We start from the raw sequence: 26281 nt of genomic DNA on the forward strand, positions 1-26281 counted from the left end.
GCCCCCCGAAACGCTGCCACCGGCCCATTACCCCTCCAGGCTCGCGTAGCGCGGGCGCCGCGGGGAGGGAAGAAGGTGCGTGGACGAGGGCAGCACAAGCTGCCCTTCCGGTCATCGGAGCGGGTTCGCCCGGCCGGATCGGGTACGGCGACTGCGGACCCGGTACCCGCGTCCGCCGTGGACACACGGAGGTTCGGTCAGCTCTCGTCCTCGTCGCCGCCGAGCGCCGCCGGGGCCCCGGCGGACGGGAGGCGCCCGGCGCTCAGCCGGTTCGCCTCGCGGACCTTCTCCAGGAGTTCCTCCCTGCGCCGCTCGGCCTCGGCCGCCTGCTGTTCCGCACTGCTGTCACCCATGGCCCGCACCCCCTAGGCACGTCTGCCGGTTTTCCTCCACGGCTCCCCGGTCCGTGAGGGCGGTGGCTGTCCGTACTCTCAGCAGCGTGCTCCCCCGACGCCCGACCTGCCAGGGGATGGGCGCGCCAACTCCCTTACTGTGCCGCCGAGTTCATGCCGGGCTGGGGTCGGGCGACACGGAGCGTCATCGGGTTGTTGAAGTAGCCGGAGGCCGCCTGCTGTTCGTGGAAGCTCTCGCCGGGACCGCCGCCGTACACCCGGAAGAACCAGGAGCGGCAGGTGTGGTCCTCGAAGTCCTGCTGGAGCTGGAGCCGTGGCATGCCCCGCTTCTTCCTGACCTCGGGGTCGCTGACGAGTGCCGCGAGCACCTCGTCGAACTTCGCCTTGAAGGCATGCTGGTCGTCGCTCTCCAGGAGCGGCTTGAGCTGCGCGAACCAGCCGCGGCTCGCGTTGGCCCGCTGGAGCAGCACCTCGTACAGCTCGGAGCGGGCCTTGGCGTCGAACTCGTTGCGGGCGTAGTTCTCCAGGGTCACCTGGCAGGTGCCGTCCAGGGAGCGCGCCACGACCGCCGCGAAGTGGTAGCCCCAGACGTCCTCGCCGCGCTCGGCGGCCGGCGCCACCGAGTGGTCCAGGCCGTCCTGCGCCAGCATGCTGAAGATCGCGAACCCGTCGCCGGGGCCGGGCGACGCGTACTTGTTGATGCCAAGGCGCTGCTCGGTGGCGTCCCGGCCGCCGTCCCGGGTGGCTTCGCCGTAGCGGCGGCCGAGGTCGGGGCCGGGTGTGTGAGCGCCGTCGGCGGCGGCGACCGCGCCGTCCACGTCGAGGGTGGAGGCGGTGTCCCCCGCGACGGCGTCGGCCAGCCGGTTGGCGCGGGCGTCGCTGTCGGAGTTGGGGGTGAGCAGGAAGTTTCCGTCGCCGCCGCCGAGCACCGCCTGGGCGCGCTTGGCGTGCTCGGAGCCGATCAGGCTGCACGCCACCGAGATGCAGGTGGAGCGCAGCAGCGAGACGAACGGGCCGAGTTGGCTCTTGTCCGTCGCGTCCCGCACCACGCTCGGCCGCACCCGCAGCAGCCGGTGGGCGCCGACGCCGATGCTGCGGCCGCCGGCGACCAGCTCCACGGTGCTGCCGACCGCGCGCAGCGCCTCGTTGGCGCTGTCCACCACGGCCTGGACCGCGTAGAACTCCTTGGGCTCGGCCACCCCGTGCACGGCCAGCGTCCCGTCGTCGGCCACCCGCAGCGGGGCGTCGGCGGGTCCCACCTCGGCGAGTTCGTACCGCAACCGCTCGCGAATGTCCCGGGGTTCGCCGCCGCCGCCCATGGCGACCCTCGGCGCGGGGCCCTGCGCGACGAAGAACGGGCCGCGCTCGCCCGGCCGGTCCTGGGCGTCGTAGCTGCCGCCCTCGTGGGTGGCGATCCGCTGGAGGTGCACGGACTCGCGCTCGTCGGGTGCCGACTCCCGCTCGCGGGGCGCGGCCGGGGCGAGCAGCCGGGACAACGCGGCGTTGCCCGCCGTGCGGTGGAGCTCGGCCAGCGCGGTGTCCTGCCGGACGGGAGTGGTCCCCGGGGTGCCCCGCTGACGCTCCGCCCGCTGGTGCAGCCCGATCCGCACGCTGGTCCCCCCTTGCTCGTCGGCTCGCGATTCTTCGCACGAGTACAACGGAACGCAGGAGGCGTTCGGCCCGTCTTGGGGGCAGGGAGGGTGCCCTTTCGACCGGTTACCGGCGGGATACAGGGGCAGTTCAAGCCAACTCCTTGTGCGATACATGTGCTGATGCGGGCCTTCGGAAGGTCCTGGCGTAGCGTTTCGGTGGGCCGGACGAACAGGATCCGGGGGCCGGAAGGGCAAACGTCGGGGGACGAGTCGGCCGGGTGAGGAAGAGGAAGAGGCGGCGGCGCGTGACGGAATCCGGCGGAACGGGCGAAGGCGGCACAACCGGGGGCATATCCAGCGGCGTGGCCGGGGGTGTGACCGGCGGCCTGCGCTTTCGGATGCTCGGGCCGGTCGAGGGAGACTTCGACGGCCGTGCCCTGCCGCTCGGTCCGCCCCAGCAACGCGCCCTGCTCGCCGTCCTGTTGCTCCGCGAGGGCCGGCCGGTCTCGATGCCGGAACTCCTCGACGCGATCTGGGGCGAGCGGCTGCCGCCGCGCGGCGTGGGCACCCTGCGCACCTATGTGTCGCGGCTGCGCACCCTGCTCGAACCGGACCGCCCCGCGCGCACCCCGGCCCGCCTCCTGGTGTCGGCCGACGACGGCTACGCGCTGCGGGTCCCCTCCACGGCCCTGGACACCGCCGTCTTCGAGGCGCGGCTCGCCGAGGCCGCCCGGCTGCGCGGGCTTGGGGACACCGCCGGTGCCCACCACGAGCTCACCGGCGCGCTCGCCCTGTGGGGCGGCAGCCCCCTCGCCGGTCTTCCGGGCCCGCACGCCGAGCGCCAGCGCGACCGGCTCACCGAACTGTGGCTCTCCGCCCGCGAGGACCACTTCCACGGCGCCCTCGCCCTGGACCGCCACGCGGCCACCATCGCCTCGCTGCGCGCGTTCGCCGCCGAACACCCCCTGCGCGAACGCACCCAGGCCCTCCTCATGCTGGCCCTGCACCGGGCCGGCCGCCAGGCCGACGCGTTCGCCGTCTACGAGACGACCCGCCGCACCCTGAACGAGGAACTCGGCGTCCCGCCCGGCCCCGAACTGGCCGCCCTGCACACCCGCCTGCTCAACCGCCACCAGCCCCCGACGGCCCCCGGGCGCACCCCTGCCACACTCCCGGCCGACCCCCAACAGCCGTCTTCGGAACGCGTTTTCACTAACGCGTCCCCCCGCGCGGCCGACCCTCAACAGCCGTCTGCGGAACGCGCCTTCAACCACGCGGCGACGCGCGCGGCCGACCCCCGGCGTCCCGCCACGGAACGGATCCCCACGGCTCCGACCGCGCACGACGCCCGCCAACCGCTCGCGGCCCGGCCCCCCGTCGCCCCGGCCCCGCACGCGGCCGACCCCCAACGGCATCCCGTGGAGGGGCCCTTCAGCACCCCGGCCCCGCACGGGACCGATCCCCAAAGGCCTGCCGCGGAACGGATTTCCACCACCCCTGCTCCGCACGCGGCCGGGCCCCGGCGCCCGGACGCCGAACGCATCCCCGCCGTCCCCGAGGAGCGCCCCCCGGTCGAACCCCAGACCCCGTCCGCGCCTGAACGCCGCTCGTCCTCAGGCGCCGGGCAGGGTGAGACGCCCCGATGCCGACCGGCCCAACTGCCGCCCGCGATAAGGGACTTCACCGGCCGGGACGGGGCTCTCGACGAGCTGACCACCCTTCTCCAGGGCGCGTCCGAGGTCCGGGCGATGGCGGTGGCCGTCCTCACCGGTCTGGGCGGCGTGGGCAAGAGCGCCCTCGCCACCACCGCGGCCCACCGGATGCGCAGGGCCTTCCCCGACGGCCAGCTCTACGCCGACCTGCGCGGTGCCGCCGAGCCCGCCGACAGCGCGGACGTCCTGACCCACCTCCTGCGCTCCCTCGGCGTGCCCGAGGGCGCCGTCCCCGACGACGCGGGCCAGCGGGGCGCCCTGTACCGCTCCCTGCTCGCGGGCCGCCGCGTCCTGATCCTGCTCGACAACGCGCACGACACCGCCCAGCTCCGGCCCCTGCTGCCCGGCACCCCGGGCAGCGCCGTCCTGATCACCAGCCGGACCAGGATCGTCGGGCTGCCCGGCGCCCGGCTGTTCGACCTGGAGGCGATGAGCGAACGGGACGCGCTGGCGATGCTGGAGACGATCGTGGGCGGCGAGCGGGTGGCCGCCGACCCCGACGCGGCCCGCCGGCTCGTCGCCGCCTGCGGACGCCTGCCGCTCGCGGTACGGATCGCCGCCGCCCGCCTGGCCGCCCGCCCCGACTGGGCGGTGGCCGACCTGACGGCCCGGCTCGGCGACGAGCGCCACCGCCTGGACGAGCTGGAGGCCGACGGGCTCGGCATCGACGCCGCCTTCCGGCTCAGCTACGAGGGCCTCGACCCGCACGTCGCCCGGGCCTTCCGCCTGGCGTCGGCCGCCGCCGTGCCGGTCTTCGGGCGGACCACCGCCGCCGTGCTGCTCGACATCGAGGAGGACGCCGCCGAGGACGCTCTTGAGGCGCTCGTCGACGCCGGTCTCCTGGAGGCCTGCGGCATCGACCGCTACCGCTTCCACGACCTGGTACGGATCTTCGCCCGGCGCGTTCTGGACGATTCGCCCGACGCGGCCGAGCGGCCCGCCGCCCAGCGCCGCCTCCTGGACCACCTCCTGGCCACGGTCACCCACGCCGTACGCCGGCTGCGCCCGCACAGCATGCTGCCCGACCTCCTGCACGCCCCGCGCACCCCCGGATACCGGCCCGCCGACGCCGAGGCCGCCCGCGCCTGGCTCCAGGAGTCCCACCAGCTGATCCGCGCCACCGCCGAGCAGGCCCTGGGCAAGGGCCCCTGGGAGGACCTGGGCCAGGAGGCGCTGCGGCCCGCCGTCGACCTCCTGACCGGCTGGGCGCACCTGGTCCTCGGCACCGCCCGGCGCCGCGAACTCCAGGGCCCGGCCCGGCTCGCCCTGGCCGGGGCGCACTGCCACGGCGACTCCCGGTCGGCGGCCCGGGCGCTGCGCCTGATCGCCGCCGTACCGCAGCAGGGCGCCGACACCTACCCGCGCATCGAGCGCGCCCTGCGCCAGGCGCTGCGCTTCGCGGCGCTCGCGCCGGACCCGCTGACCGAGTCGGAGGCGGCCCACGAACTCGCCATGATCCTGGCCGCGATGGGCCGCCCCGCCGAGGCGCTGCCCCTGTTCGAGCAGGCCTGGGCCCGCTACGTCGACCTGGGCAGCCGGGGCGACGCGGTGCGCGTCCTGGCCCATGGCGTACGCGCCCACATGCTGCTCGGGGACAAGGAGCGCGCCGAGTCCGCCGCCGACGAAGTGCTGCGCGGCGCGCGGGAGTTGGGGGACCGCAGTACGCTGGGGCACGTCCTGTACCAGATCGGCTGCGCGCTGCTCGCGGGCGGCCGCCCGGTACGGGCCGCGGCCCATCTGCGCGAGTCGCGCCAGCACCACCAGTGGGTGGGCGACCTGCGCTGGGAGGCGCTGGCGTGGGCCCGTCTCGCGCACTGCGCGCTGGCCAGGGAGCGGCCCGGGGAGGCGGCGGCCTGTGCCACACAGGCCCTGTCCATCGAGGGTGAGCTCGGGGACCCGTTCTGCCGGGGTCTCGCGCTCGCGGCCCGCGGCCGGGCACTGCTCGCGCTCGGCGAGGCACCGGCGCTCTCCGCGCTGGCCTCGCTGCGCACCGCGCACCGGCTGCTCAGCGCCCGGGGCGCGGCCGAGGCCGACGAGCTGACCTCGCTCCTGTGGACGGCGCCGCCCGCACCCCGGCGCCCGGCCGTCCCGCCGGGCAGCCCGGCGCGCGGGGCCGCGAGTGCAGCACGGGCTGCCCTCTGACAGAGCCTTTTGGGCAGGGGGCCGCACGGCGCGCCCCCTAGCCTTCCCCCATGACCATGTGGACGTCTCTGGACCCGGCCGCCGTCGCCGTCGAGCCCGGCGGGCGGGCCACCGCGCGACTGCGCGTGCGCAACACCGGGGACACCGTCGAGGAGTACCGCCTCTCGGTGGTGGGCGCCCCCGCCGGCTGGGCCCGGGTGGAACCCGACACCCTGCGCCTGTACCCGGGCAGCGAGGCCACCGCGGAGATCTCCTTCGCGCCGCCGCGCTCGCCCGACGCGCCCGCCGGCCCGGCCTCGTACGGCATCCGCGTGGAACCCCGCCAACACCCCGACGTCCGCGATGTGTTGGAGGGTCAGGTCACGGTCGCGCCCTTCAGTGAGCTGCGTGCCGAACTGCTGCCCTCGGTCCTGGTGGGCCGGTTCCGTACCCGGGCCTCGGTCGCCGTCGACAACCTGGGCAACACCGCGCTCACGGCGTCGCTGACGCTGCGCGACGAGACCAACCGCCTCACGTACGAGATGGCGCCCAACTCGGTGCAGGTCGCGCCCGGCCGGGCCGCGTTCGCCAAGCTCGTCATCCGGCCGCAGCAGGTCCGCTGGACCGGCGGCAGCGAACAGCACCGGCTGACCCTGATGGTGCGCCGCTCCGGCGACGACACCGGTCTCGCCGTCAGCGGCACCTTCGACCAGCGCCCGGTGCTGCCGCGCTGGCTGCTCGTCGCCGGCAGCGGGCTCGTGGCGGCCTCGGTCGCGTTCGTCGCGCTGTGGATGGGCTTCCAGCCGAAGGTGAACACGGCGACGGGCGAGATGCAGGCCGGTTCCAGCGCGCAGCCGGTGCCGCAGGGCGCCGAGTCCCCGCTGCCGTCGGCTCCCGCGTCCGTGCCGCCGGTCCAGCCCGGCGCCTCGGTCCCGGCCGGTGCCGGCGCGGGCGGCGGTGGAGGCGGTGGCGGCGGTGACGCGGCGGCCTCGGACCTCGGCGCCGGGCCGCCCGTCGTGCCGCCGCCCCCGAAGGCGGCGCCCAAGGCCGCGCCGAACGCGCCCCAGGGCCCGGTCTGGGACATGGGATACAAGCCGGACGACATCGTCACGTTCGCCCAGTACCGCCTGGCCACCCTCGGCAACGAGTGCACCCTCCGGCCGGGCTGGACCGCGGGCATCATCGACAAAGCCACCCAGACCTCGCTGGCCTGCTACCAGCAGCACGTCATGCGCGACCAGAAGAGCAGCCGCCAGCTGACGGCCACCGACAAGAAGCCCGGCACCCTGGGCCGCGCCACCCTCGCCTCGATGTGGGCCCAGGGCATCCAGGCCGAGGACGTGAAGGCCGGTGCGAACAACTTCAAGGTCAGGCAGCTCGCCGCGGCCCTGTGGTGGGCCAACCAGTCCCAGATCTCCGACGCCGACCTCGACCGCGACCGCGGCTACGCCAAGCAGGGCATCGACTACTTCAAGGCCGCCCAGCAGGGCGGCGCACCGATGAAGTCCGACGGCAACCTGGCCAAGGCGATCAAGGACTACCAGTCCTACGTCGGCCTGCCCACGACCGGTGTCGCCGACCAGAAGACCATCAACTGGCTCGTCGGCGGCGATGTGAAGGACCGCGGTGTCCCGGGCCGTTAGCGCGGACGTTAGTGGACGTTAGGCGCTGCTGATCGCGGCCTGAGAGGCTGCTCGCACCACAGACTCCCGGGCGGTTGTTCCCCCGCAACCGTCCGGGTTCAGGCCCCTTCGGCGGCCCCGGTCAGGGGCCGCCGGACCAGCGGGGATGGCCGGTCGGGCAGTGAGCGCTGCCCCCGGAACTGCCCCTTCCGGCCCTGTACTTCACCGCTCGTGGCACTTGACTCGGGGGGTGAGTATGTGGACTGCCCTGGAGCCCCCCGCCACCACCGTCGCCCCTGGTGACAGCGCCGTCGTGCGGCTTCGGGTGCGCAATACCGGGGACACCGTCGAGGAGTACCGGCTCTCGCCGGTCGGTGACACCGCCGGGTGGGCGAGTGTCGAGCCGGCCGTGCTGCGGCTCTACCCCGGGACGGAGGGCACGGCGGAGGTCACCTTCGCGCCGCCCCGGACCCCGGACGCGGTGGCGGGCCCGACTCCCTTCGGTATCCGGGTGGAGCCGCGCGAGCACCCGCACGAGGCGGATGTCGTCGAGGGCCGCCTCACCATCAGCCCGTTCTCCGAGCTCCGCGCCGAACTGGTCCCGCGCACCGTGCGGGGCCGGCGCCGGGCGCGCGTGCGGGTGGCCGTCGACAACCTGGGCAACCAGCCGCTGACCGCCTCCTTCTCCACCCGCGACAATGGCGACTCCGTCACCGTCGAGGCCAACCCCACCGCCATCCAGGTCGACCCCGGCCGGGCCGGCTTCGCCGAGGTGCAGCTCACCGCGGTGAACGTCAGCTGGGTCGGCGGCGTACGCCAACACCCCTTCACCGTCTCGGTGTTGAGGTCCGGCGACGCCACCCCGCAGGAGCTGCGCGGCACCTATGTCCAGCCGTCGGTGCTCCCGCGCTGGGTGTTCACCGTGGGCTCGCTCCTGGTGGCGGCGCTCGTGGCGTTCGCGGTGATCTGGTTCCAGCACGACCTGGGCGTCAAGACCCAGGCCTCCGAGCAACCGCCGGCCAAGGAGGAACCGCTCCCGCAGGGTTCCAAGAGCCCCCTGCCGTCCGCGCCGCCGCCCCCCTCGGACCCGCCGAAGGCCCCGTCCACGGTGCCCTCACCCGCGGCCCCCGCAGCCGAGCAGCCGAAGCCCAAGAACCCCGGTGGCGGCAAGCCGGCCGGCGGCGGTCCGAAGAAGCCCCAGTACGACCCCAACAAGCTGGTGCGCATCCAGTCCGGGCTCGGCCTGTATCTGACGACGGCCACCGACCAGAAGCCCGAGGGCCGCTACGTCTACACCGCGAACGAGATCCGCAACCAGCCCGTCTGGGACCAGTACTGGTACGTCCGGCCGCTGCCGCAGGACGAGTTCGCGTTCAGCTCGTCGTCCGAGGACTGGGCCGTCGCGGACAACACCAGGGAGGGCAACCAGATCCAGATGTGGGGCGCCTCCGGAGGCAAGGCGAGCCTCACCACCGGGCAGATGACCAGCAACCAGAAGTGGTCGATCCAGCCGATCGAGGGGGCGGACGGGTTCGTGCGTCTGGTCAGCAGGGACGGCGGCTGGTGCCTGTCCGACCTCTCGCCCAACGACAAGGTGCTCCAGGTCTCGGAGGTCCGCCCCTGCGGCGCCCTCCCCGCCGACCAGCAGCGCTGGCGCATCGTCCCGTAGGCGCCGGGGCGCAACCCGGACGACTCGCGGCCCCCTCCGACACGGAGGGGGCCGAACGCGTTGAGGAGCCGGAACACGTTGAGGGGCCCGGGTGCCATACGGCACCCGGGCCCCGAAGGAACTGCTACACCATCTGCCGACCTTGTTCCTGCGTCGGCCTACTGTTTTCCGCCGACCCGGCCTGGGAGCTGTCGGGCGTGCGGGGATCGCGGATGCGTGACCGGAGACCACCTCGCTATCGATGTCCTGCGGTACCCGGGCCGACCTACCGCCCGGGCGATCCTGATGGCGCTCAACTCCTCCGTTCTTTCCCTCTGAACTTGCTGAACCGGTACTGCGTACTGCTGGTGTTGCTGGTACTGCGTACTGCGGGTGATGCGTACTGCTTGGTGTTGCTGGTACTGCGAACTGCGGTGTTGCGTACTGCTGATACTGCTTGGTGTTACCGGTACTGCGTACTACTGGTGTTGCGTACTGCTGGTACTGCGTACTTCAGATACTGCGACCTGCTGGTACTGCGAACTACTGATACTGCGTACTGCTGGCACTGCCGGTGGCGGCCCCTGATCACTGCGGGCCACCCGGTCCGGTCGTCAGTCCCGTCGCCGTCCTGCAACCGCTCTGGCTTCGACACTCCACGACCGCACCGCACTGCGTACTGCACCCCGCGAGCGGGGGTCCTGCTGCCCGGCAGTTCGTTTCTGCCGGGCCTTGTTGATCTCGGCTACAAGAGAAACCATAGCCATGCGACAGCGCAATGTCTACTCCGGCCAGGATAGATTTCCGTGCGTCAGGAAGAGAGCTGGTCAGCGGCGCGTTACGGCGCCCAGGCCGTGCCCGCCCCCGGCACCAGTCGGCCGGACTTCACGTACTCGCGGCGCGCCCCGGCGCGTACGTCCGCCGCGGTCACCGCTGAGCCCCGGCCCGCCGCGAGATAGCCCGCCGTCACCGCCGCGGAGCGGATCGCGCCGCCCGCGAGCTCGAACTCCTTCGCGCAGGCGTCCAGCTCCGTGTCCAGGCCCTCCTCCTGCGGCACCCCCGCCAGGCAGCCGCGCCACAGCGTCGCGCGCAGCGCCACGTCCGGGAACGGGAAGTCCACGACGAGGTCGAGACGGCGGGTGAAGGCGTCGTCGATGTTGGCCCGCAGGTTCGTGGTGAGCACCGCGATGCCGTCGAAGGCTTCGAGGCGCTGGAGCAGGTACGCGCTCTCCAGGTTCGCGTACCGGTCGTGCGAGCTCTTGACCTCGGATCGCTTGCCGAACACCGCGTCCGCCTCGTCGAAGAGCAGCACCGAGTCGGTACGGTCGGCCTCGACGAAGATCTTCTCCAGGTTCTTCTCGGTCTCGCCCACGTACTTGTCGACCACCGACGACAGGTCCACGACGTACATGTCCAGGCCGAGCTCGCCCGCGACGACCTCGGCCGCGAGGGTCTTGCCGGTTCCGGAGTCCCCCGCGAACAGGGCGACCACGCCCCGGCCGCGCCCCCCGCCGGTCCGCAGCCGCCACTCGCCGAGGACCCGGTCGCGGTGCCTGGCCCGGCCCGCGAGCTCGTGCAGCATCGCGAGGGGCTCCTCGGGCAGCACCAGGTCCTTGAAGCCGACGGCGGGCCGGACCCGGCGGGCGTGCCGGTCGAGCAGCGGCGCCGACAGGAGCCGGGCGCTCTTCTGCACATGGCCGAGCCCCACCGGAACACCCTCGAACCCGGCGAGCGCGAGTGCCCCGCGTGCGGCCCGCCGCACCTGTCCGGCACCGAGCCGGTAGGGCCCCACGGCCTCCGCCAAGTCGCCCTCGTACGAGGGGAGTTCCTCGGTCCAGGCGGTCAGCGGGTCCGTTTCGACGGCGGTGTCCTCCAGGGCGAGCAGGCCCGCGGCGGGGGCCCAGGTCGGGTCGTACGGGAGCGTCCCGGCGAACACCACGGTCACGTCCGGCACCGCCAGCTCCCGGACCAGCGGTCCGGGCTGCTCGTCGGGCAGCTCGACGACGACCGCGGTACCGGCCCCGCGCAGCCGGGCCTCGCGCAGCAGGGCGCGCGCGGCGGCGGGGTCGGCGCGTTCGGGGCGGTGGCGCAGGACGGCCCGCCCGGCGCCGCGCAGGGCGGCGGTCACCGCGTCCGCGCCGCTGCCCGCCCGGCGCTCGCGCAGATGGACGGCGACCGGGGCCGGGGCCAGGGCGATCCGCGCGGCGAGCCCGGACCCGGGGGCGGCCCCGCCCGGAGCCAGCAACTCGGCGCTGACGTCCTTCAGTTGACCATCCAGGGTGTCGTCGCCCAGGAGGTGGGCGACCACGCGCTCGGGGACCCGCAGCGCCCGCCCCGGCAGCGGCCGCTCCTCGTCCTCCAGGACCAGGAGGCCGCCGCTGATCAGCGGCGCCGCCGGATGCAGCCGGGCGCGTGCGGCGGGGTCGTGCGGTCCGGTCCCGGCGAGTTCCAGGGCCAGCGCGACCGAGGCCCTGCGCCGGCCCACGTCGTCGTTGAGGTAGCCGTACAGCGGCTCGAAGCGCCGGTCCACATCGGGGGCCAGCGCCGCGACCAGGAGCCGCATGTCGATCGCGGTCAGCCCGAAGCCGCCGGCCAGCGCGTCGAGCCGGTCGCCCGGCGCGGGCTCGAACGAGTCGTCCGGGAGCGGGGGTTGGGGCGCAGGGGCCGCGGCGAGGCGGGCCGCGGTCTCGGCCGAGACGTACAGGCCGCGCAACGGGTCCTGGGCGCTGGGGTCGTCGGCGGAGCGGGACGCGACCAGGGACGCGACCGTGGCCCGCAGATGGTCGAGCCGGAGCAGCAGGGCGACAGCGGCCTCGTTCACCGGGAGCCCCCCTCCTGCGGGGTCCGCATCCGGCGCGGCTTCGCGTCGTCGGGCACCCCGTCGCGGCCGCGTACGGTGATGACGCCCTCGGTGACCGGCGGCGCGACCGGGTACACCGGGGTGACCGGGAACGGCGTGGTGATCACCACGTCGAGCGAGGGCTTCAGCTCCCCGCCGAGCGCCGACCAGATGTCGGCGAGCGAGCGCGACTCGGCCGGCGGCACCGCGACGGTGATCGGGAGCGTCACGTTGTAGGCGTCGAGCGCCCGCGGCACATGCTCCTGCGGCAGCATCTCGTGCGGCAGCAGGCACGCCAACACCCCGGAAAGCAGCCGGTGTTCGTCCTCGGGGCGGCTGGTCCACGCGGTCAGCAGATAGGAGAGCCGGAACCAGCGCGGCGGCTGCCGCCTGCGCAGCACCACGCCGTTGGCGTCGCGTTCGGCGTACGAGCCGCGCTCACGGCGGCCCACGTCCTCGCGGATGTCGTAGAGGTAGGCGTTGAGGGTGGGGGTGTTGCGCCGGGCCGCCCAGTCGCGGGTGGGTGCCTCGAAGACGACCTCCCCCGTTCCCTCGGGCAGCGCCCCGCCGCGCAGGATGCGCCGCAGCGCCTCGTCGATTTCGTGGATCATTGAGCCAATTTCCCGAGTTCCCGGACCCGCCGCGCCGGACGGGCGCGACGAGGAGTGAGCGGAGCGGGCCCGCGGCGGCCGGGGTCGCGGCGGCGCGGGCCGTCGCGGCTAGATGTAGCCCTCGCGCAGCGCGTAGGCGACGGCGTGCGCGCGGTTGGTGAGCTGGAGGCGGGTCATGAGCGCGTGCAGGATGTTCTTGACGGTCCGCTCCGAGTAGGCGAGCTTCTCGGAGATCTGCCGGGTGTCGAGCCCCTCGGCGACAAGGCGCAGCACATCGACCTCGCGCGGCGCCATACCGAACAGCGGCGCGGCCGAGGAGGAGCCGGCGGAGGCGGAGGTGGTCTCCGAGCGGCGCAGCCGTCCGACCTGGACGAGCAGTCGGCTGATCAGGTCCGGCGGCAGCTCCCCCTCGCCGCGCGCCGCGCTGTGCACGGCCTTCAACAGGCGCTGTTCGGTGGCCTGGTGGCGCCACAGGATGGCCCGTACCCCGTACTCGACCACCGTCAGCAGATCGGGCTCGCGCAGTTCGCGGGCTATGAGCACCACGCGCTGCTCGCCGCCGCGCACCACGCGGCGCAGTTCCGCGGAGGCCGTGTCGTCGACCTGGTCGACGAGCATGACGGCCACCGCCGGATCGGCCGGGCGGCCGTCCGTCTCACGGCTCTCCCGGGTGTCCCGCAGGACCTCTACCGTCGGCTGGTGCTGGAGGTGGCTGATGACCCCGGCCCGGCTCAGCGGATCGGAGGCGTGAACGGTCACCGTGACACGATTCGCGAGCAATGGCATTCCCTGTCCTTTCCTTCCCCGTGCGTACCGACCCGCACAGCTTGGGCGGCCCCGATCAACAGCGAATCAACAACCGTTGAATGGGCCACGGATCCTGCCAGGGAGGGGAGAAGTCGTCAGGAAAAGTGGTGCGGGGCCCGGGATCCACCGATCCCGGGCCCCGCACCTGGCGCATGGCTCACCGCGCCGCGCCATCCCGCGCACCGCGCGCCGTGTTACGCGGGCTTCTCCTCAAGGCGCGGGAAGAGCACCGCGCCCTTGGTGACCTTCGCGCCCGGCGCCAACGCGCCCCAGTTGCTCGCCTCTTGGACCCTTTGGCCGGCGAGCGCCCCCAGCGATGTCTCCGCGCCGAGCGAGTCCCACAGCTTCTGCGAGGTGTCCGGCATCACCGGGTTGAGCAGCACCGCGACCCCGCGCAGCGCCTCGGCCGCGGTGTACAGGATCGTCGCGAGCCGCGCCCGGCCCTCGGCGGATTCGTCCTTGGCGACCTTCCACGGCTCCTGCTCGGTGAGGTAGCCGTTGACCTGCTTGACGAAGTCGAAGACGGCCAGGATGCCGCCCTGGAAGTCGAGTTCGTCGCCGATGCGCCGGTCGGCCTCGGCCGCGGCCCGAGCCAGGCCCTCCTGGACGGCGCGCTCGGCGGCGCCGTCGGCGACCGAAGCGGGCAGCTCGCCACCGAAGTACTTGCCGACCATGGCGGCCACCCGGGACGCCAAGTTCCCGTAGTCGTTGGCGAGTTCCGAGGTGTAGCGGGCGGTGAAGTCCTCCCAGGAGAACGAGCCGTCCTGGCCGAAGGCGATGGCCCGCAGGAAGTACCAGCGGTAGGCGTCCACGCCGAAGTGCGAGGTCAGGTCCTGGGGCTTGATGCCGGTCAGGTTGGACTTCGACATCTTCTCGCCGCCGACCATCAGCCAGCCGTTGGCCGCCACCTTCCCCGGCACCGGCAGCCCGTTGGCCATCAGCATCGCGGGCCAGATGATCGCGTGGAAGCGCAGGATGTCCTTGCCGACGAGGTGCACGTCGGCCGGGAAGATCTCCTCGAAGCGGGCCTGGTCGGCGCCGTAGCCGACCGCCGTCGCGTAGTTGAGGAGCGCGTCCACCCAGACGTAGATCACGTGCTGGGGGTCCCACGGCACCGGCACGCCCCAGTCGAAGGTCGACCGCGAGATGGACAGGTCCTGAAGGCCCTGGCGCACGAAGTTGAGCACCTCGTTGCGGGCCGACTCGGGCTGGATGAAGCCGGGGTTCGCCTCGTAGAACTCAAGGAGCTTCGGGCCGTACTCGCTCAGTTTGAAGAAGTAGTTCTCCTCCTTGAGAAGTTCCACCGGCTTCTTGTGGATGGCGCACAGCTCGGTGCCGTCCTCCGCCCTGATCAGGTCGCCGGGGAGCTTGTACTCCTCGCAGCCCACGCAGTACGGGCCCTCGTAACCGCCCTTGTAGATCTCGCCCTTGTCGTACAGGTCCTGCACGAACTCCTGCACCCGGTCGGTGTGCCGCTTCTGGGTGGTGCGGATGAAGTCGTCGTTCGCGATGTTCAGGTGTTCCCACAGGGGCTGCCACGCCTCGCCGACGAGCTTGTCGCACCACTCCTGCGGGGTGACGCCGTTCGCCTCGGCCGTCCGCATGATCTTCTGACCGTGCTCGTCGGTACCCGTCAGGTACCACACCTTCTCGCCGCGCTGGCGGTGCCAGCGGGTGAGCACATCACCGGCGACGGTGGTGTAGGCGTGGCCCAGATGCGGGGCGTCGTTGACGTAGTAGATGGGCGTCGAAACGTAGTACGTCGGCGAAGGCATGCGCTGAATGCTATCCGCCGGGGTCACCGCGACCGCCCGGGATGTCCGGATGCCGGACGCGCGACGGCTCGCCGGCGAACGACGGAGCCCGCCCCCGGCAGAACAGAAAAGGGGACGGGCTCCGTGAGGGGAGTGGTGCGGCGCCTCAGGGGCGGTAGGAGCTGAGCAGCCCCTGGTAGACCTCGGCGTCGCTCAGCTCGCGCGGGGCGGGCCCGGCGTGGAAGAAGCCGACGTGGTCGTGGTCGCCCTCGGCGGTGCGCAGGAAGTCGAACGCCTTCGAGTCGTCCTCGCCGAACGCCACGAACTGCCAGTACAGCGGCTTGTCGGCGACGTCCGCGAGCGCCTGGCGGGCGGGCAGCTTGGCGTCCGGGGCGCCGTCCGTCTGGAACACGACGAGCACCGGCCCCTCGTGCCCGGACTTCTCGACGTGCTCGACGACCTCCTCGACGGCCCGGTGGTAGCTGGTCCGGCCGAGCCGCCCGAGCCCGGCGTGCGTCTCGTCGACGAGACCCTCGTACGTGTCGAGGGTGAGGTCCACCGACCCGTCGATGTCGGTCGAGAAGAACACGGTGTGCACGGTGGCGTCCTCGTCGAGGTGCGCCGCGAGCGCGAGCACCTGCTCGGCGAGGCCCTGGGCGCTGCCGTCCTTGTAGTACGGGCGCATCGACCCGGACCGGTCGAGCACGAGGTACACCTTGGCCCGCGCCCCGGCGATCCCCGCCTTCTTGAGCGCGGCACCGGCCGCCTTGTAGGCGCCCGCGAGCCCCGGGGCGCGGGACTTGACCTTGGCGGCGGACAGCGCGGAGGGCGCGGCCTGCGCGGAAGGGGCGGGCTTGGACTCGGCCGCACCTTCGGCCGGGCCGGCCTCGGGCTCGTCCTCGGCCTCGGCTTCCGCGTCGGCGACCTTCGCTTCCGCCTTCGCGTTCGCCTTCGCCTTCGACTTCGCCACCGTCTTCACGGGCTCGGGCTTCACGGGCTCGGGCTCCGGCTCCGGGTCAGCCTGAACGGGCTCCGGCTCCGGCTCGGGTTCCGGTTCGGGCTCCGGCTCCGCGATGGGCGCGATGTCGGCCTCGACCTTCGCGGGCTCGGGCTCGGCCTCGACGACGGGCTCGGCCTCGGCCTTCGCGGGCTCGGGCTCGGCCTCGGCGGCGACAACCTCCGGCTCCTCGGCCGGCGCCTCGACCTGCTTCGGCTCCTCCGCCTGCTTCGGCTCCTCCGCCTTCTCCGGCTCAGCCACCTTCTCCGGCTTCGCCTCGGTACGCGGCTGCGGTACCTCGGCGACGGCCGGCTCAGGAGCCGTGTCGGCCCGGGGGGAGTCCGAGGAAGAAGGTGAGTCCGAGGAAGGAAGGGAGGAGTCCGAGGGAGAGGACGGCTCCGAGGGGCGGGACGTGTCGGCCGGGGCCGGTCCGTCGAACGCGGCGGCCACCAGGGCCTCCGCCGGGGACAGGTCGCGCCGTCCCGGCGCCGGGACGGACGGCGGGGCGGTGGCTCCAGCCGTCGTGGTGGCTGGTGCCTCGACCGCCTCGGGGGCGCGTTCCGACTGGGGCGGTACGGAAGCCGCCGTCTGCTCGGCACGCTCCGTGCGATCGCGTCCGAACACCTTGCGCAGCAAGCTCCGAATGCCCATGGGCGAGGCCTTTCGCATGAGTTGGGTGCGATAAGTACCGCACTGCGCCACGGATCCGGGATGAGACCCCTGGCCAGCGCAGACACGTAAGGTTAGCGACCCGGCGGGGGGTTTCCCGGAAAGGGGCGGGTCAAGTCCGCCGGGGGCTCCGGTCGCCGGCCCGGCCGCGCCAGCGCAGGATCTGCTGGGCGGGGTCTCCGGTGTACACCCAGGGTACGGTCGCGACGCGCTCCCCGAGCAGCCCGACCAGCGCCTCCGCCTCGGGCGCCAGTCCCGCACAACTGGCCGCGTGCGCAAGGTAGTTGAGCTCGGCCGCCTCTTCCGCGCGGATCGGGCCGGGGGGTCGTCCGCCGAGCCAGCGGTCGTAGGTGCGGTGCAGCTCGGTCACGGCGAGTTCATGGGTCCAGTGCTGTCCGAAGCCCCGCACTGGCCGCCCCTTCGCCGCGTCGGACACGTACCGGTACTCCTCTACCCGGGCGATCTGCACCAGTACGGGCAGCGGGGAGCCGGCCGGGGCCGCGCCCGCCGCGTCCCGCGCGAAGTCGTACATCGAGCCGTGTGTGCCGTGCCAGCGCGCCGAGAAGTAGCGCAGCATCTGGACGTGCCCTTCGAGGTGGTACGGGTCGCGGCGGCGCAGCTCGTCCCACCAGGAGCGCAGTTCGCGCCGGGTCACGCCGCCTTCGTACAGCCGGACCACGGTGAGCAGCGAGGCCCACGGTGTGGGGTCGGCGGGGCGGGCTCGGGCGGCGCGGAGGCAGGTCAGGACGGCGGCGTCGACGCGGTCGCGGGCGGTTCCGGCGCCGCGTCCGGCCGCGATGGCGCCGTTGAAGACGCGGGTGACCTCGGTCGCGGCCCGCAGGACCGCCGCGTCCGGGCTGTCCGGTTCGGCGGCCCGCCAGGCCTCGACGATGGACGAGCCGGCGGCGGCCCCGGCCAGGGCCCGTACGCGGTGGGAGCGCAGCGGCCAGTTGTCGCCGGTGGCCCGCAGCAGGTCGCGGACGCCCTGCCAGCGGCCGATGGCGATGTCGTGCCGGGCCACGGTGAGCGCGCGGTCGCCGAGGTCGGGGTCGAAGCGCGGGGCCGCCCTGCGGTCGGAGCGGCGGCGCAGTGCTGCCATGCGCGGACCGCCTCTCAGAAGTCGGTGGGGTGGCCGGCGTTGAGATAACTGGGAGCGCGGGTCGGGGTGTTGGGGCGTCCGGCTCCGGCGTCGAAGGAGCGGGTGGCGTCCAGGCGGGCGGGGCGGTAGTAGGCGCTGCCCCGGCGCCAGTACCAGAGCATGGGGACGAGCCCGGCGAGCAGACTGCCGATGCCGATGGTGAGGGCGGCGGCGCCGAGCCGGGTGAGTGAGGCGCCGAAGACGCAGAACATGAACAGCGCGCCGAGCAGCGGCCAGACCCCGCCGAGCAGGAAGGATCCGACGGACTCGGTGAGCGTCCTGCGGTAGGCGACGACGGCGGCGAGGCCGGCCAGTCCGTAGTACAGGGTGGTCTGGAGGCCGATGGCGGCGAGCGCGTCGGACATGATGTCCCGCACCGAGCCGAGCGCGTTGGAGGCGACGAACAGCAGCAGCGCCACCGCCCCGACGGCGACGATCGCCACCCACGGCGTGTTCCACCGTCGGTGTACGGTGCCGAGCGCGCCCGGCATCGTACGGTCGCGGCCCATCGCGAACAGGGAGCGGGTGACCTGGATGAGCGTGGTCTCCAGGGTGGCGACGGTGGACAGGACCACGGCGAGCACCATGAGCTTGCCGCCGACGCCCGGCCAGATCCGGGCGCCGAGCAGGGCCAGCACATGGGACTGGCCGGTTTCGATCTCGTCGCTGGTGAGCAGGGCGTTCATGGCGATGGTGAAGGCGAGGAACAGGGCGAAGACGACGCCGACGCCGACCAGCGCGGCCAGCCCGGCGGTGCGCCGGCTGTGGCGGGTCTCCTCGCTGAGGTTGCTGGTGACGTCCCAGCCCCAGTAGTAGAACGCGGCGATCAGGGTGCCCACGGCGAACCCGGAGACCCCGTCGAAGTGTCCGAAGCCGAGCCATCCCCAGGCGAAGGGGACGACTCCGTCACCCGCGGCGATATGGACGAGGGCGGCGACGGAGAATCCGCCCAGAATCGCCAACTCCACACCTGACACCACGAGTTGGGCCCGCGCCGAGAGCCGAGCGCCGCCGAGCACCACGGCCAGCATCAAGAGGAACCAGCCGGCGCCGGTGGCGGTGGCGAGGGCGGTGTTCTGGGCGAGCGCGGGGTCGAACAGGCCCAGGGTCAGCTCCCCGGCGGGCAGCGATCCGGCCACCATGAACAAGGTGGCGGCGACGACGAGCGCCCAGCCGCTGAGGAACCCCAGAAAGGGGTGCAGGGTGCGCCCCACCCAGGAGTAGGCGGCCCCCGCGTTGACGTCGATCCGCCCGAGCCGCCCGAAGGCGAGCACGATGCCGAGCATGGGTATCGCGCAGTAGAGCAGTGCCGCCGGGCTGGCGAGCCCGGCCGCCCCCACCAGCACGGAGGAGGTGGCGGCCAGCGAATAGGCGGGGGCGCTGCCCGCGATCGCCATGACAACGGTGTCGAACGTGGACAGCGCGTCGGACTGAAGCCCTCGGCCCCCGGTGGTGGTACGCATGGCCCGAACATCCTTTGACGGCGCGACATATGGCGGTATGTCAGAAACTCCGGGCTTTCTGTACTCCAACAACCCGAAGTGGACCGCATCGTAGTCGCCGATTCGCGGATCCAGACCGCCGGAGAGCGTAATTCCGTTTCCAGTTTTCGGATGCTCCGGGTGGCGGAGATACGCACCGGGCCCGTCGCCCGGTGCTAGCGGCGGCTCCGCTCCTCCAGCCAGTTCCGGTACGCGGGCGAGTGGGAGGCGGCCTCCCAGTACGACGCCGCCAAGTCGGCGCCTGCCCCGGCCAGTTCGCCCCGGTATTCACCGCTGCGTACCGCGAGGAAGAGGCGCACCCCCAGCGGGTCGCCGCGCAGCGGCCGGACGGCCATGTCGGGGCGGGGCCGTGAGGTGGGCTGGCACATGGTGACGACCTCGCCGGTGGCGACCAGGCCGGCCGCCGTCAGATAGTCCCCGTGCAGGACACGGGGGTTGAGGCCCGCCGCGTTGAGGACGCGGCGCAGACCCTCCCACTCGCCGTCCACGCTGGGGTCGACCATCCACTGGTCGGCGGCCAGGTCGCCCAGGTCCACGACCGCGCGGTGGGCCGCGGGATGCTCGACGGCCAGGCACACGAACTGCGGCTCGCGCTCCACGAGCGTCCGGATGTCGAGGCCGGGCGGCACCCGCAGCGGACAGCCCTCCACCTCGTGCACGAAGGCCATGTCGAGCTCACCCGCCGCGACCCGACGCAGCAGTGCGGTGGCCGAAACCGCCACCTGGAGTTCCGTCTCGGTGCCGGGCAGGCGCTCGCGCAGCCGGCGCAGCCAGCCGGGGATGGCGCGGCTCGCGGTGGAGCCGATGCGCAGCCGCTCGCCCCCGGTGGTGCGGGCGGCCGCGGCCCGGGTCTCGGTGACCAGCGCGTTCAGCGAGGCGAGCAGCGGGCGGGCCCGGCCGACCACGCCCTGGCCCAGTGCCGTGGGCACACAGCCGGTCCGCTCGCGCGTGAAGAGACGACCGCCCAAGGTGTTCTCGATGCGCCGCAGTTGGTTGGTCAGGGCGGGCTGGCTGGTGCCGAGGGCGCGCGCGGCGCCGTGCAGACTGCCGGCGTCGGCGATGGCGCACAGCACCTTCAGGTGTCTCACCTCCAGGTCCATGCGGCAGACGTTAGGGCGCGCCGGGGCATCGCACCAGATGGCCAAAACCACTCCGATACACGGGAGTTATCGCAGATCGGCATCATTCCCGTGCGCCGCTTCGGCCCCCACAATCACCGGGACGACATCGCCGAACGTCGTCACGCAGCGAACACCCCCACCCGTGCCCGGCCCACCCAGCCGGACGCGGAACCCCCCAACGATAGGTAACCCCCCATGAGACACCCTCGTACCTTCGCCGTGTCCGCAGCCCTGGGCCTGGCCCTCGCCGGCTTCGGCGCGATCCCCGCCACCGCCGCCACCCCGGCCGCCGACGCGCCCACCGCCGCCTCCACCGCGCACTACACCGCCGCCGGGAAGCACACCGCCGCCAATGACCGGGCGTTCTACGACGCCGTCATGAAGTCGGTCGCCAAGAAGCGTGCCGCCAATCCGCTGGCGGCCTCCGTCACCGTGTACTACAGCGCCTCCAACGCGCCCAGCTTCCGCTCCCAGATATCGCAGTCCGCGCAGATCTGGAACTCCTCGGTGCAGAACGTCCGGCTCGCCGAGAGCAGCTCCGGCGCGGACTTCCAGTACTACGAGGGCAACGACCCGCAGAACGGTTCGTACGCCTCGACCGACGGGCACGGCAACGGCTACATCTTCCTCGACTACAGCCAGAACCAGCAGTACTACTCGGTGCGGGTCGTCGCGCACGAGACCGGGCACGTGCTCGGGCTTCCCGACCACTACTCGGGGCCGTGCAGTGAGCTGATGTCGGGCGGTGGGCCGGGTACGTCGTGCCGCAACGCGTACCCGAACAGCACGGAGAAGTCCCGCGTGAACAGCCTGTGGCGCAACGGGCTCGCGTCCGCGTTCAAGCCGGGGGCGTAGCCCTCTGGCAGCATGGGGGGATGCCCAGCGTCTCTCCTCGTCGTTCTTGCCCGTCCTGCGGCCGTGAGGTGGCCGTGGTGGCGGGCAAGTTCGTGCGCCACGATCCCCGTACGTGGGAGGGGGGCGAGCTGGTGCTCTGCCCCGGCTCCAAACGCCGCGCCCCCTTGAACGCGGCCCAGCCCACCCTGGCGGCCTTCCCCCACCCCCCGTCACCGGGCCAACTCCCTCTGTTCTAGCCCCTCCTGGGGCTCCGCCCCAGACCCCGGGCACCTTTGCCCACCCACCCGCCCGTGCAGCGGGTTGATCGGTTCCGGCCCTCCTGGGGCTCCGCCCCAGACCCCGCATCGCGCCTGAACGGCGCTCGTCCTCAATCGCCGGACGGGCTGGGTATGCCCGTGCTGCCCGGCACCAAGTAGTTAAGGGGCGCGGGGAACTGCGCGAGTAGCGACCACGACCCGCTGCCGAAAGCGGGGTTCCTGGGGCTCCGCCCCAGACCCCGTATCGCGCCTGAACGGCGCTCGTCCTCAATCGCCGGACGGGCTGGGTATGCCCATGCTGGCCGGCGCCGAGTAGTTAAGGGGCGCGGGGAACTGCGCGAGAAGCGACCACGGTCCGCAGACGACCGAGGGTTTTTGGGGGCGCGGGGAACTGCGCGACCAGCCCCACACGGTCCGAGGCCGAGAGCGGGTTTCAGGGGCGCGGGGAACTGCGCACAACGCGGGCACGGTCCGCAGGAGCGGGAGGGGGGAGGGGGCTCACCGGCGGGGGGACGCGATGGCTCGGGCGGCCAGGACTTCCTGGCGGAGGGGGGCGAGGACACCCTCCGCGTCGCCTTCGAGCCGCACCCGAACCGCCACCAGATTCTCGCTCTCCCGCAACCCCCGAGCCAACCCGCGGAGCTGCTCCGCGACATCCCGCGCCTCCCGCGCCGCAGGCCAGGCCGCCCCGTGGTTGACGCGGACCCGCGCAGCCGTCGTCGCGTCCACGATGCGTTCGACGGCGACGACCAGCGGCCACCACGCGGCGGCCCGGGGCCCGGTGGGGGGCGGTTCCGTCAGGGCCCGCTGGAATTCGCTGCGTACGGTCGACAGGTCCCGGTACAACCGGCGCCGCCGGCGGACCCGTTCGGCGCGGTCGTCCTCGGAGCCGAACGCGTACTCCACGTACTCCGCCGTCGCCGCCACCGTGTCCGCGAGCCGGGCGCCGATGCGGGTGTGCCAGCTCTCGGGCCACAGCAGATAGCCCGCGACGAGTGCGATCGCGCAGCCGATGAGGCTGTCCCACAGGCGCGGCATGACCAGCTCGAAGCCCTGGTGGTTGAGGACGTCGGAGAGGAGCAGGATCACCGGGGTGATGGCCGCGGTCTGGAAGGCGTACCCCTTCGCGGAGAAGGCGGGGATGAGCGCCGCGAGCAGCAGCAGCACCGGCACGTCCCACCAGCCGCGCGGCACCTCGGCGAGGACGGCGGCCGCGATGAGGAGGCCGCCCGCGGTGCCGACGGCCCGCGTCAAAGCGCGGGCGAAGACCGAGCCGAAGTCGGGCTTGAGGACGAAGACGATGGTCAGCGCGACCCAGTACGAGCGTTCCACCGGGACGACGGACACCAGCACCTGGGCGAGCCCGATGCACAGCGCGAGGCGCAGTCCGTAGCGCCAGGAGGCGCCGGAGAGAAGGACGTTGCGGGTCGCGCGGCGCAGCCGGATGCGCAGCGCGGCGGGCCGGCCGAGGCGGTCGTCGATGTTGGTCTGGTCGGGGTCGGGGTGGTGCACGACGGTGAAGGCGTGCCGCAGTGCGATGTCCAGGGCGCGTTCGGCCGGGGTGACGGGCGCGGGCAGCTCGGGGTCGGCGGTGGCGGTGCTGCCGGTGTCGACCGCGTCCGCCAACTGCCGTACGGCGGCCGGGATCGCGGGGTCCACGCCCCAGCCGCGCAGATGCACCGCGGGGGCCGCCTCCACGAGGGGGATCAGCGCGTTGAGCTGGGCGAGCAGGCGTACGAGCTCGCCGCTTCTGCCGTGTTCGCGGGCGCGGCGGCCCAGGATCAGGTCGTAGGTGGTGTTGAGGGAGTGCGTGAGGGCCTGGCGTCGGGTGTCGTATGCCTCGGTCGCGGCGGCCTCGATGGCGTCGGCGGCCGCGCGGTAGGTTCCGGCGACGGCGGCCCGTTCGGGTTCGGTGCGCCGCAGGGGCCAGCCGAGCAGGCTCAGGAGCAGCACGAACAGGCCGCCGAGCGCGAGCAGCAGCGGGGCCTTCCACCAGGGCCCCGGCATGGGCAGGCCGGCGCCGACGACGGCGTTCAGGAGCAGCAGCAGCCCCGCCACCGAGGCGACCGCGCCGATCGAGGAGATCATCCCGGAGACCAGCGCGACCAGGGTGAGGGCGGCCACCGCGAGCCAGCCGTGTCCGAAGACGAGGCTGCCGACGGTCACGCCGAGCGCGCCGAACAGCTGCGGCACGGCGATGTTGTAGATCCGCATGCGGTACGCGTCGGCGGTGTCGCCGATGACCCCGCTGAGCGCGCCCATGGAGGCGAGCGCGCCGTACGCGCTCTGCCCGGTCGCCAGGCCCACGGCCAGCGGTGCGGCAAGGGCGATCGCCGCGCGGGCGACGGCCGGCCAGGGGATCGGCGCGGGCGCGGGCCGCAGCCCTCCGATGAGCCACTCCGGCGGCGCGAGCCGCCCCTGCCGCGTGCCGCCCTCAGCCCGCTTCTGATCAGCCATGAGCACACAACACCGTAAAAAGATCACTCGACGCAAACGGGACGATCAACAGAATCGTAAATGTTGTCCACAGCCTGTGGATAATTGTGGAGAATTCTTTCGGTTCTGATCGGGACGGGCGGCCGACCGCTCACGTCCGGCAGGGTGGCCGGCGGTGTCCGCGTCAGCCGCCGTACAGGCCGAGCCGTACGAGCAGCGCGCGGTGGTCGGTGCCGCGCAGGGTGAGGAAGCGCGCGGAGCCCACCTTGAAGTCGTCGCTCACCAGGACGTGGTCGATCTGGGTGCGCAGCGGGGTGGTGCGGTCGGCGGGCCACGACCAGGTGCGCGCCTGGCCGGTGAGCCGGGCGCTGTCGTGCAGGGCGCCCGTGTCGAGCAGCGAGCGGAACAGGGCGTGGTCCTGGCCCGCGTTGAAGTCCCCGGCCACGATGACCGGCCCGCCGCGCGCCGAACGCGCGAACTCCCTCAGCCTGCCCGTCTCTTGACGCCATTTCGCCTCATCGCGGGGGAGCGGTGGCGAGGGGTGCGCGAGCTGGATCCGTACGTCCCGCCCGCCGATGGTGACCACCGCGCCCGGCATGGCCATCACCGACGCGATGCGCTCGGCCGGCTCGAGCGGGAACCGGCTCAGGATCGCCGAGCCCGCCGAGCCGTCCTCCCGGACGACATCGCGGAACGGATAGACGGACGCGGGCAGCTCGGCGGCCAGCGCGTCGGCGCAGCGGAACGAGCACTCCTGGACGAACACCAGGTCCGGCTTCTCGCGCCGGACGGTGGCGATCAGATCGTCCGTCGCCCACCCGAACTCCGTGTTGGCGGTGAGGACTTGGAACTCCGCGAGGATCGCGCCGCTGGGCCGCGTCGTGGCGTCCCCGTAGGGCTGCGTGTACCAGCCGGTGACCGCGAGCACCGCGATGCCCCACACCACGCCGGTACGCCACCGGCCGAACGCCGCGAGCGCGAGCCCCGCGCCGCCCGGCACGAGCAGCCAGGGCAGGAAGGCGAGGGCCTGCGGCACGGGCGTGACCCCGTCCGAGTCGGCGGCCCGGCACCCCACCACCGCGCTGACCCCGGCCAGCAGGAGCGCCCCGGCCAGCGAGGACACCACCCGCCAGGGGTGCCGGCGCCGTGCGGGTGCCACCACCCGGTCCGGCATGGTCGTGGTGCTCATGGTGTCCAAGGCGGCCGCCTCCCGCTATCCGGTCACAGCGCTCGCATCCTCCCTCAAGGAGGGCCGCCCATCGGGCACGGTCGCTCAACCGTGTGCGCGCGCCGCGCCGCGACCGCCCGCCAACCCTCCACCGGCCCCCGCCCGTTCACGCCCTCCGGCGCGCCGCCACCCGGCCGGCCGGCCACGCCCCCAGGGCGAGCGCGAGGCCGAGGGCGAGGACGGCCCACGACGCCGTGCTGAGGACATCGGTGAGCGTGTCGTAGACCGTCCCCGCCGCCGAGGGGTCGGAGTCCGGGGGAAGTCCGTCGAGCGTGCGGGACCGGCCGACGGCGACCAGCACCCGCACGGCCGCCGCGCCGACCGCGAGCCCGATCCCCACCGCGACGAGGGCGCGACGGCGGCGTACCGCGACGAGCGGGACCAGGGCGGCCGCCACAACGATCGGAGCCGTCGACCAGAAGCTGGGCACCCGTCCACGACATCCCGGGTTGCCCATCGGCGCGCGCGGGTGTGGGCTGGATGGGGGACGCGCCCGTGCCCCGGGCAAGCGGAAGGAGTGCCGCCATGGCCACACACGCTTCGGTACCCGTCACGAGCCGCCGGGCGGCTCCACACCGTCTGAGCAGGGCCGTCCTCGCGACCCCCGTGGTCCTGGGCGTGGTGTACGGCCTCTACGCCGCTCAGATCCAGCGCGGCGGCGGCGTGCTCACGGGCGGCCAGATCGTCCTCGGCGTCGTGTCGGGCGTGGCCGTGATGGTCCTGGGCCTCTGTCTCCTGCGCTTCCAGTCCGCGCTGCCCCGCGAGCTCCGCGCGGCCGCGTACGGCACGCTCTTCGGCGGCGCGATGGGTTTCCTGTACAGCCTGGCCGACCACAGTGTGCTGCGGTCGTCGGGGATCGGGGCGGTGTTCGGCGGCGGGATGTTCCTGGTGGCGTTCTACGTGTTCTACACGCACGAGGACTGACGGCGGCGGCTCGGCCCGCGCGTCCTCGAAACCCTGGGCCCCGGCCGCCTCCCCGGGCTACAGTGAACCCATGTCGTCCGCATCGCAGCACCGCA

Annotated in this window: 18 protein-coding genes; 5 read left to right on the forward strand and 13 right to left on the reverse strand. The window is 73.3% G+C overall.

Going from position 1 to position 26281, the window contains the following annotated elements:
- Window positions 1–197: 197 nt before the first annotated feature.
- Together N4G70_RS28145 and N4G70_RS28150 are read right to left on the reverse strand one after the other, a co-directional pair.
- Window positions 198–353, reverse strand: coding sequence for a hypothetical protein (locus N4G70_RS28145; protein ID WP_261715539.1), 156 nt, complete (start codon window positions 351–353; stop codon window positions 198–200).
- Between the two features lie 134 nt (window positions 354–487).
- Window positions 488–1963, reverse strand: coding sequence for a hypothetical protein (locus N4G70_RS28150; protein ID WP_261715540.1), 1476 nt, complete (start codon window positions 1961–1963; stop codon window positions 488–490).
- A 287-nt stretch (window positions 1964–2250) separates the two neighbouring features.
- On the opposite strand from N4G70_RS28150, the gene N4G70_RS28155 reads away from it, so the two are divergent.
- From N4G70_RS28155 to N4G70_RS28165, 3 genes are all read left to right on the forward strand, one after another.
- Window positions 2251–5799, forward strand: a complete 3549-nt coding sequence (locus N4G70_RS28155) for a BTAD domain-containing putative transcriptional regulator (protein ID WP_261715541.1) — start codon at window positions 2251–2253, stop codon at window positions 5797–5799.
- Between the two features lie 50 nt (window positions 5800–5849).
- On the forward strand, window positions 5850–7421 hold the full coding sequence (locus N4G70_RS28160; RefSeq protein ID WP_261715542.1) for a peptidoglycan-binding domain-containing protein: 1572 nt from the start codon (window positions 5850–5852) through the stop codon (window positions 7419–7421).
- Between the two features lie 229 nt (window positions 7422–7650).
- Window positions 7651–9069, forward strand: a complete 1419-nt coding sequence (locus N4G70_RS28165) for a hydrolase (protein ID WP_261715543.1) — start codon at window positions 7651–7653, stop codon at window positions 9067–9069.
- Between the two features lie 817 nt (window positions 9070–9886).
- On the opposite strand, the gene N4G70_RS28170 is transcribed toward N4G70_RS28165, so the two are convergent.
- From N4G70_RS28170 to N4G70_RS28205, 8 genes are all read right to left on the reverse strand, one after another.
- Complete coding sequence (locus tag N4G70_RS28170) at window positions 9887–11869, reverse strand: ATP-binding protein (protein WP_261715544.1); 1983 nt, start codon at window positions 11867–11869, stop codon at window positions 9887–9889.
- The gene (locus N4G70_RS28175) at window positions 11866–12498 is read right to left on the reverse strand and encodes a DUF4255 domain-containing protein (RefSeq protein ID WP_261715545.1); all 633 of its coding nucleotides are present in this window, start codon (window positions 12496–12498) and stop codon (window positions 11866–11868) included. The genes N4G70_RS28170 and N4G70_RS28175 overlap by 4 nt, the downstream gene beginning before the upstream one ends.
- Before the next feature lie 108 nt (window positions 12499–12606).
- On the reverse strand, window positions 12607–13284 hold the full coding sequence (locus tag N4G70_RS28180) for a response regulator transcription factor (RefSeq protein ID WP_120722533.1): 678 nt from the start codon (window positions 13282–13284) through the stop codon (window positions 12607–12609).
- 215 nt (window positions 13285–13499) lie between these two features.
- Window positions 13500–15080, reverse strand: a complete 1581-nt coding sequence (gene metG, locus N4G70_RS28185; protein WP_261715546.1) for a methionine--tRNA ligase — start codon at window positions 15078–15080, stop codon at window positions 13500–13502.
- Window positions 15081–15225: 145 nt separating this feature from the next.
- The gene (locus N4G70_RS28190) at window positions 15226–16707 is read right to left on the reverse strand and encodes a VWA domain-containing protein (RefSeq protein WP_261715547.1); all 1482 of its coding nucleotides are present in this window, start codon (window positions 16705–16707) and stop codon (window positions 15226–15228) included.
- 130 nt (window positions 16708–16837) lie between these two features.
- Complete coding sequence (locus tag N4G70_RS28195) at window positions 16838–17824, reverse strand: hypothetical protein (protein WP_261715548.1); 987 nt, start codon at window positions 17822–17824, stop codon at window positions 16838–16840.
- Between the two features lie 14 nt (window positions 17825–17838).
- Entirely contained in the window at window positions 17839–19326 is a 1488-nt protein-coding gene (locus tag N4G70_RS28200; protein WP_261715549.1) for an APC family permease, read from the reverse strand.
- Between the two features lie 194 nt (window positions 19327–19520).
- Window positions 19521–20465 carry a LysR family transcriptional regulator gene (locus N4G70_RS28205; protein ID WP_261715550.1) on the reverse strand — a complete coding sequence of 315 codons (945 nt, stop codon included), beginning with the start codon at window positions 20463–20465 and terminating at the stop codon, window positions 19521–19523.
- 216 nt (window positions 20466–20681) lie between these two features.
- Between N4G70_RS28205 and snpA the strand changes: the two genes are divergently transcribed.
- Window positions 20682–21341, forward strand: a complete 660-nt coding sequence (gene snpA, locus N4G70_RS28210) for a snapalysin (RefSeq protein ID WP_261715551.1) — start codon at window positions 20682–20684, stop codon at window positions 21339–21341.
- 755 nt (window positions 21342–22096) lie between these two features.
- Here snpA and N4G70_RS28220 read toward each other — a convergent pair.
- From N4G70_RS28220 to N4G70_RS28230, 3 genes are all read right to left on the reverse strand, one after another.
- A complete protein-coding gene (locus N4G70_RS28220; protein WP_261715553.1) occupies window positions 22097–24055 on the reverse strand; it encodes an FUSC family protein in 1959 nt (652 codons plus the stop codon).
- 163 nt (window positions 24056–24218) lie between these two features.
- A complete protein-coding gene (locus tag N4G70_RS28225; protein WP_261715554.1) occupies window positions 24219–25223 on the reverse strand; it encodes an endonuclease/exonuclease/phosphatase family protein in 1005 nt (334 codons plus the stop codon).
- A 145-nt stretch (window positions 25224–25368) separates the two neighbouring features.
- A complete protein-coding gene (locus tag N4G70_RS28230; RefSeq protein ID WP_261715555.1) occupies window positions 25369–25692 on the reverse strand; it encodes a hypothetical protein in 324 nt (107 codons plus the stop codon).
- A 95-nt stretch (window positions 25693–25787) separates the two neighbouring features.
- Between N4G70_RS28230 and N4G70_RS28235 the strand changes: the two genes are divergently transcribed.
- A complete protein-coding gene (locus N4G70_RS28235) occupies window positions 25788–26186 on the forward strand; it encodes a hypothetical protein (RefSeq protein ID WP_261715556.1) in 399 nt (132 codons plus the stop codon).
- Window positions 26187–26281: the final 95 nt, after the last annotated feature.

The organism is Streptomyces sp. ASQP_92 (genome assembly GCF_025399895.1).
Lineage (GTDB): Bacteria > Actinomycetota > Actinomycetes > Streptomycetales > Streptomycetaceae > Streptomyces.

Bases quoted from the DNA above. Each gene is read 5' to 3' on its own strand.
- N4G70_RS28145 (WP_261715539.1), bottom strand. From the start codon at position 353: ATGGGTGACAGCAGTGCGGAACAGCAGGCGGCCGAGGCCGAGCGGCGC.
- N4G70_RS28160 (WP_261715542.1), top strand. From the start codon at position 5,850: ATGACCATGTGGACGTCTCTGGACCCGGCCGCCGTCGCCGTCGAGCCC.
- N4G70_RS28175 (WP_261715545.1), bottom strand. From the start codon at position 12,498: ATGATCCACGAAATCGACGAGGCGCTGCGGCGCATCCTGCGCGGCGGG.
- N4G70_RS28180 (WP_120722533.1), bottom strand. From the start codon at position 13,284: ATGCCATTGCTCGCGAATCGTGTCACGGTGACCGTTCACGCCTCCGAT.
- metG (WP_261715546.1), bottom strand. From the start codon at position 15,080: ATGCCTTCGCCGACGTACTACGTTTCGACGCCCATCTACTACGTCAAC.
- N4G70_RS28190 (WP_261715547.1), bottom strand. From the start codon at position 16,707: ATGGGCATTCGGAGCTTGCTGCGCAAGGTGTTCGGACGCGATCGCACG.
- N4G70_RS28195 (WP_261715548.1), bottom strand. From the start codon at position 17,824: ATGGCAGCACTGCGCCGCCGCTCCGACCGCAGGGCGGCCCCGCGCTTC.
- N4G70_RS28200 (WP_261715549.1), bottom strand. From the start codon at position 19,326: ATGCGTACCACCACCGGGGGCCGAGGGCTTCAGTCCGACGCGCTGTCC.
- N4G70_RS28205 (WP_261715550.1), bottom strand. From the start codon at position 20,465: ATGGACCTGGAGGTGAGACACCTGAAGGTGCTGTGCGCCATCGCCGAC.
- snpA (WP_261715551.1), top strand. From the start codon at position 20,682: ATGAGACACCCTCGTACCTTCGCCGTGTCCGCAGCCCTGGGCCTGGCC.
- N4G70_RS28220 (WP_261715553.1), bottom strand. From the start codon at position 24,055: ATGGCTGATCAGAAGCGGGCTGAGGGCGGCACGCGGCAGGGGCGGCTC.
- N4G70_RS28225 (WP_261715554.1), bottom strand. From the start codon at position 25,223: ATGAGCACCACGACCATGCCGGACCGGGTGGTGGCACCCGCACGGCGC.
- N4G70_RS28235 (WP_261715556.1), top strand. From the start codon at position 25,788: ATGGCCACACACGCTTCGGTACCCGTCACGAGCCGCCGGGCGGCTCCA.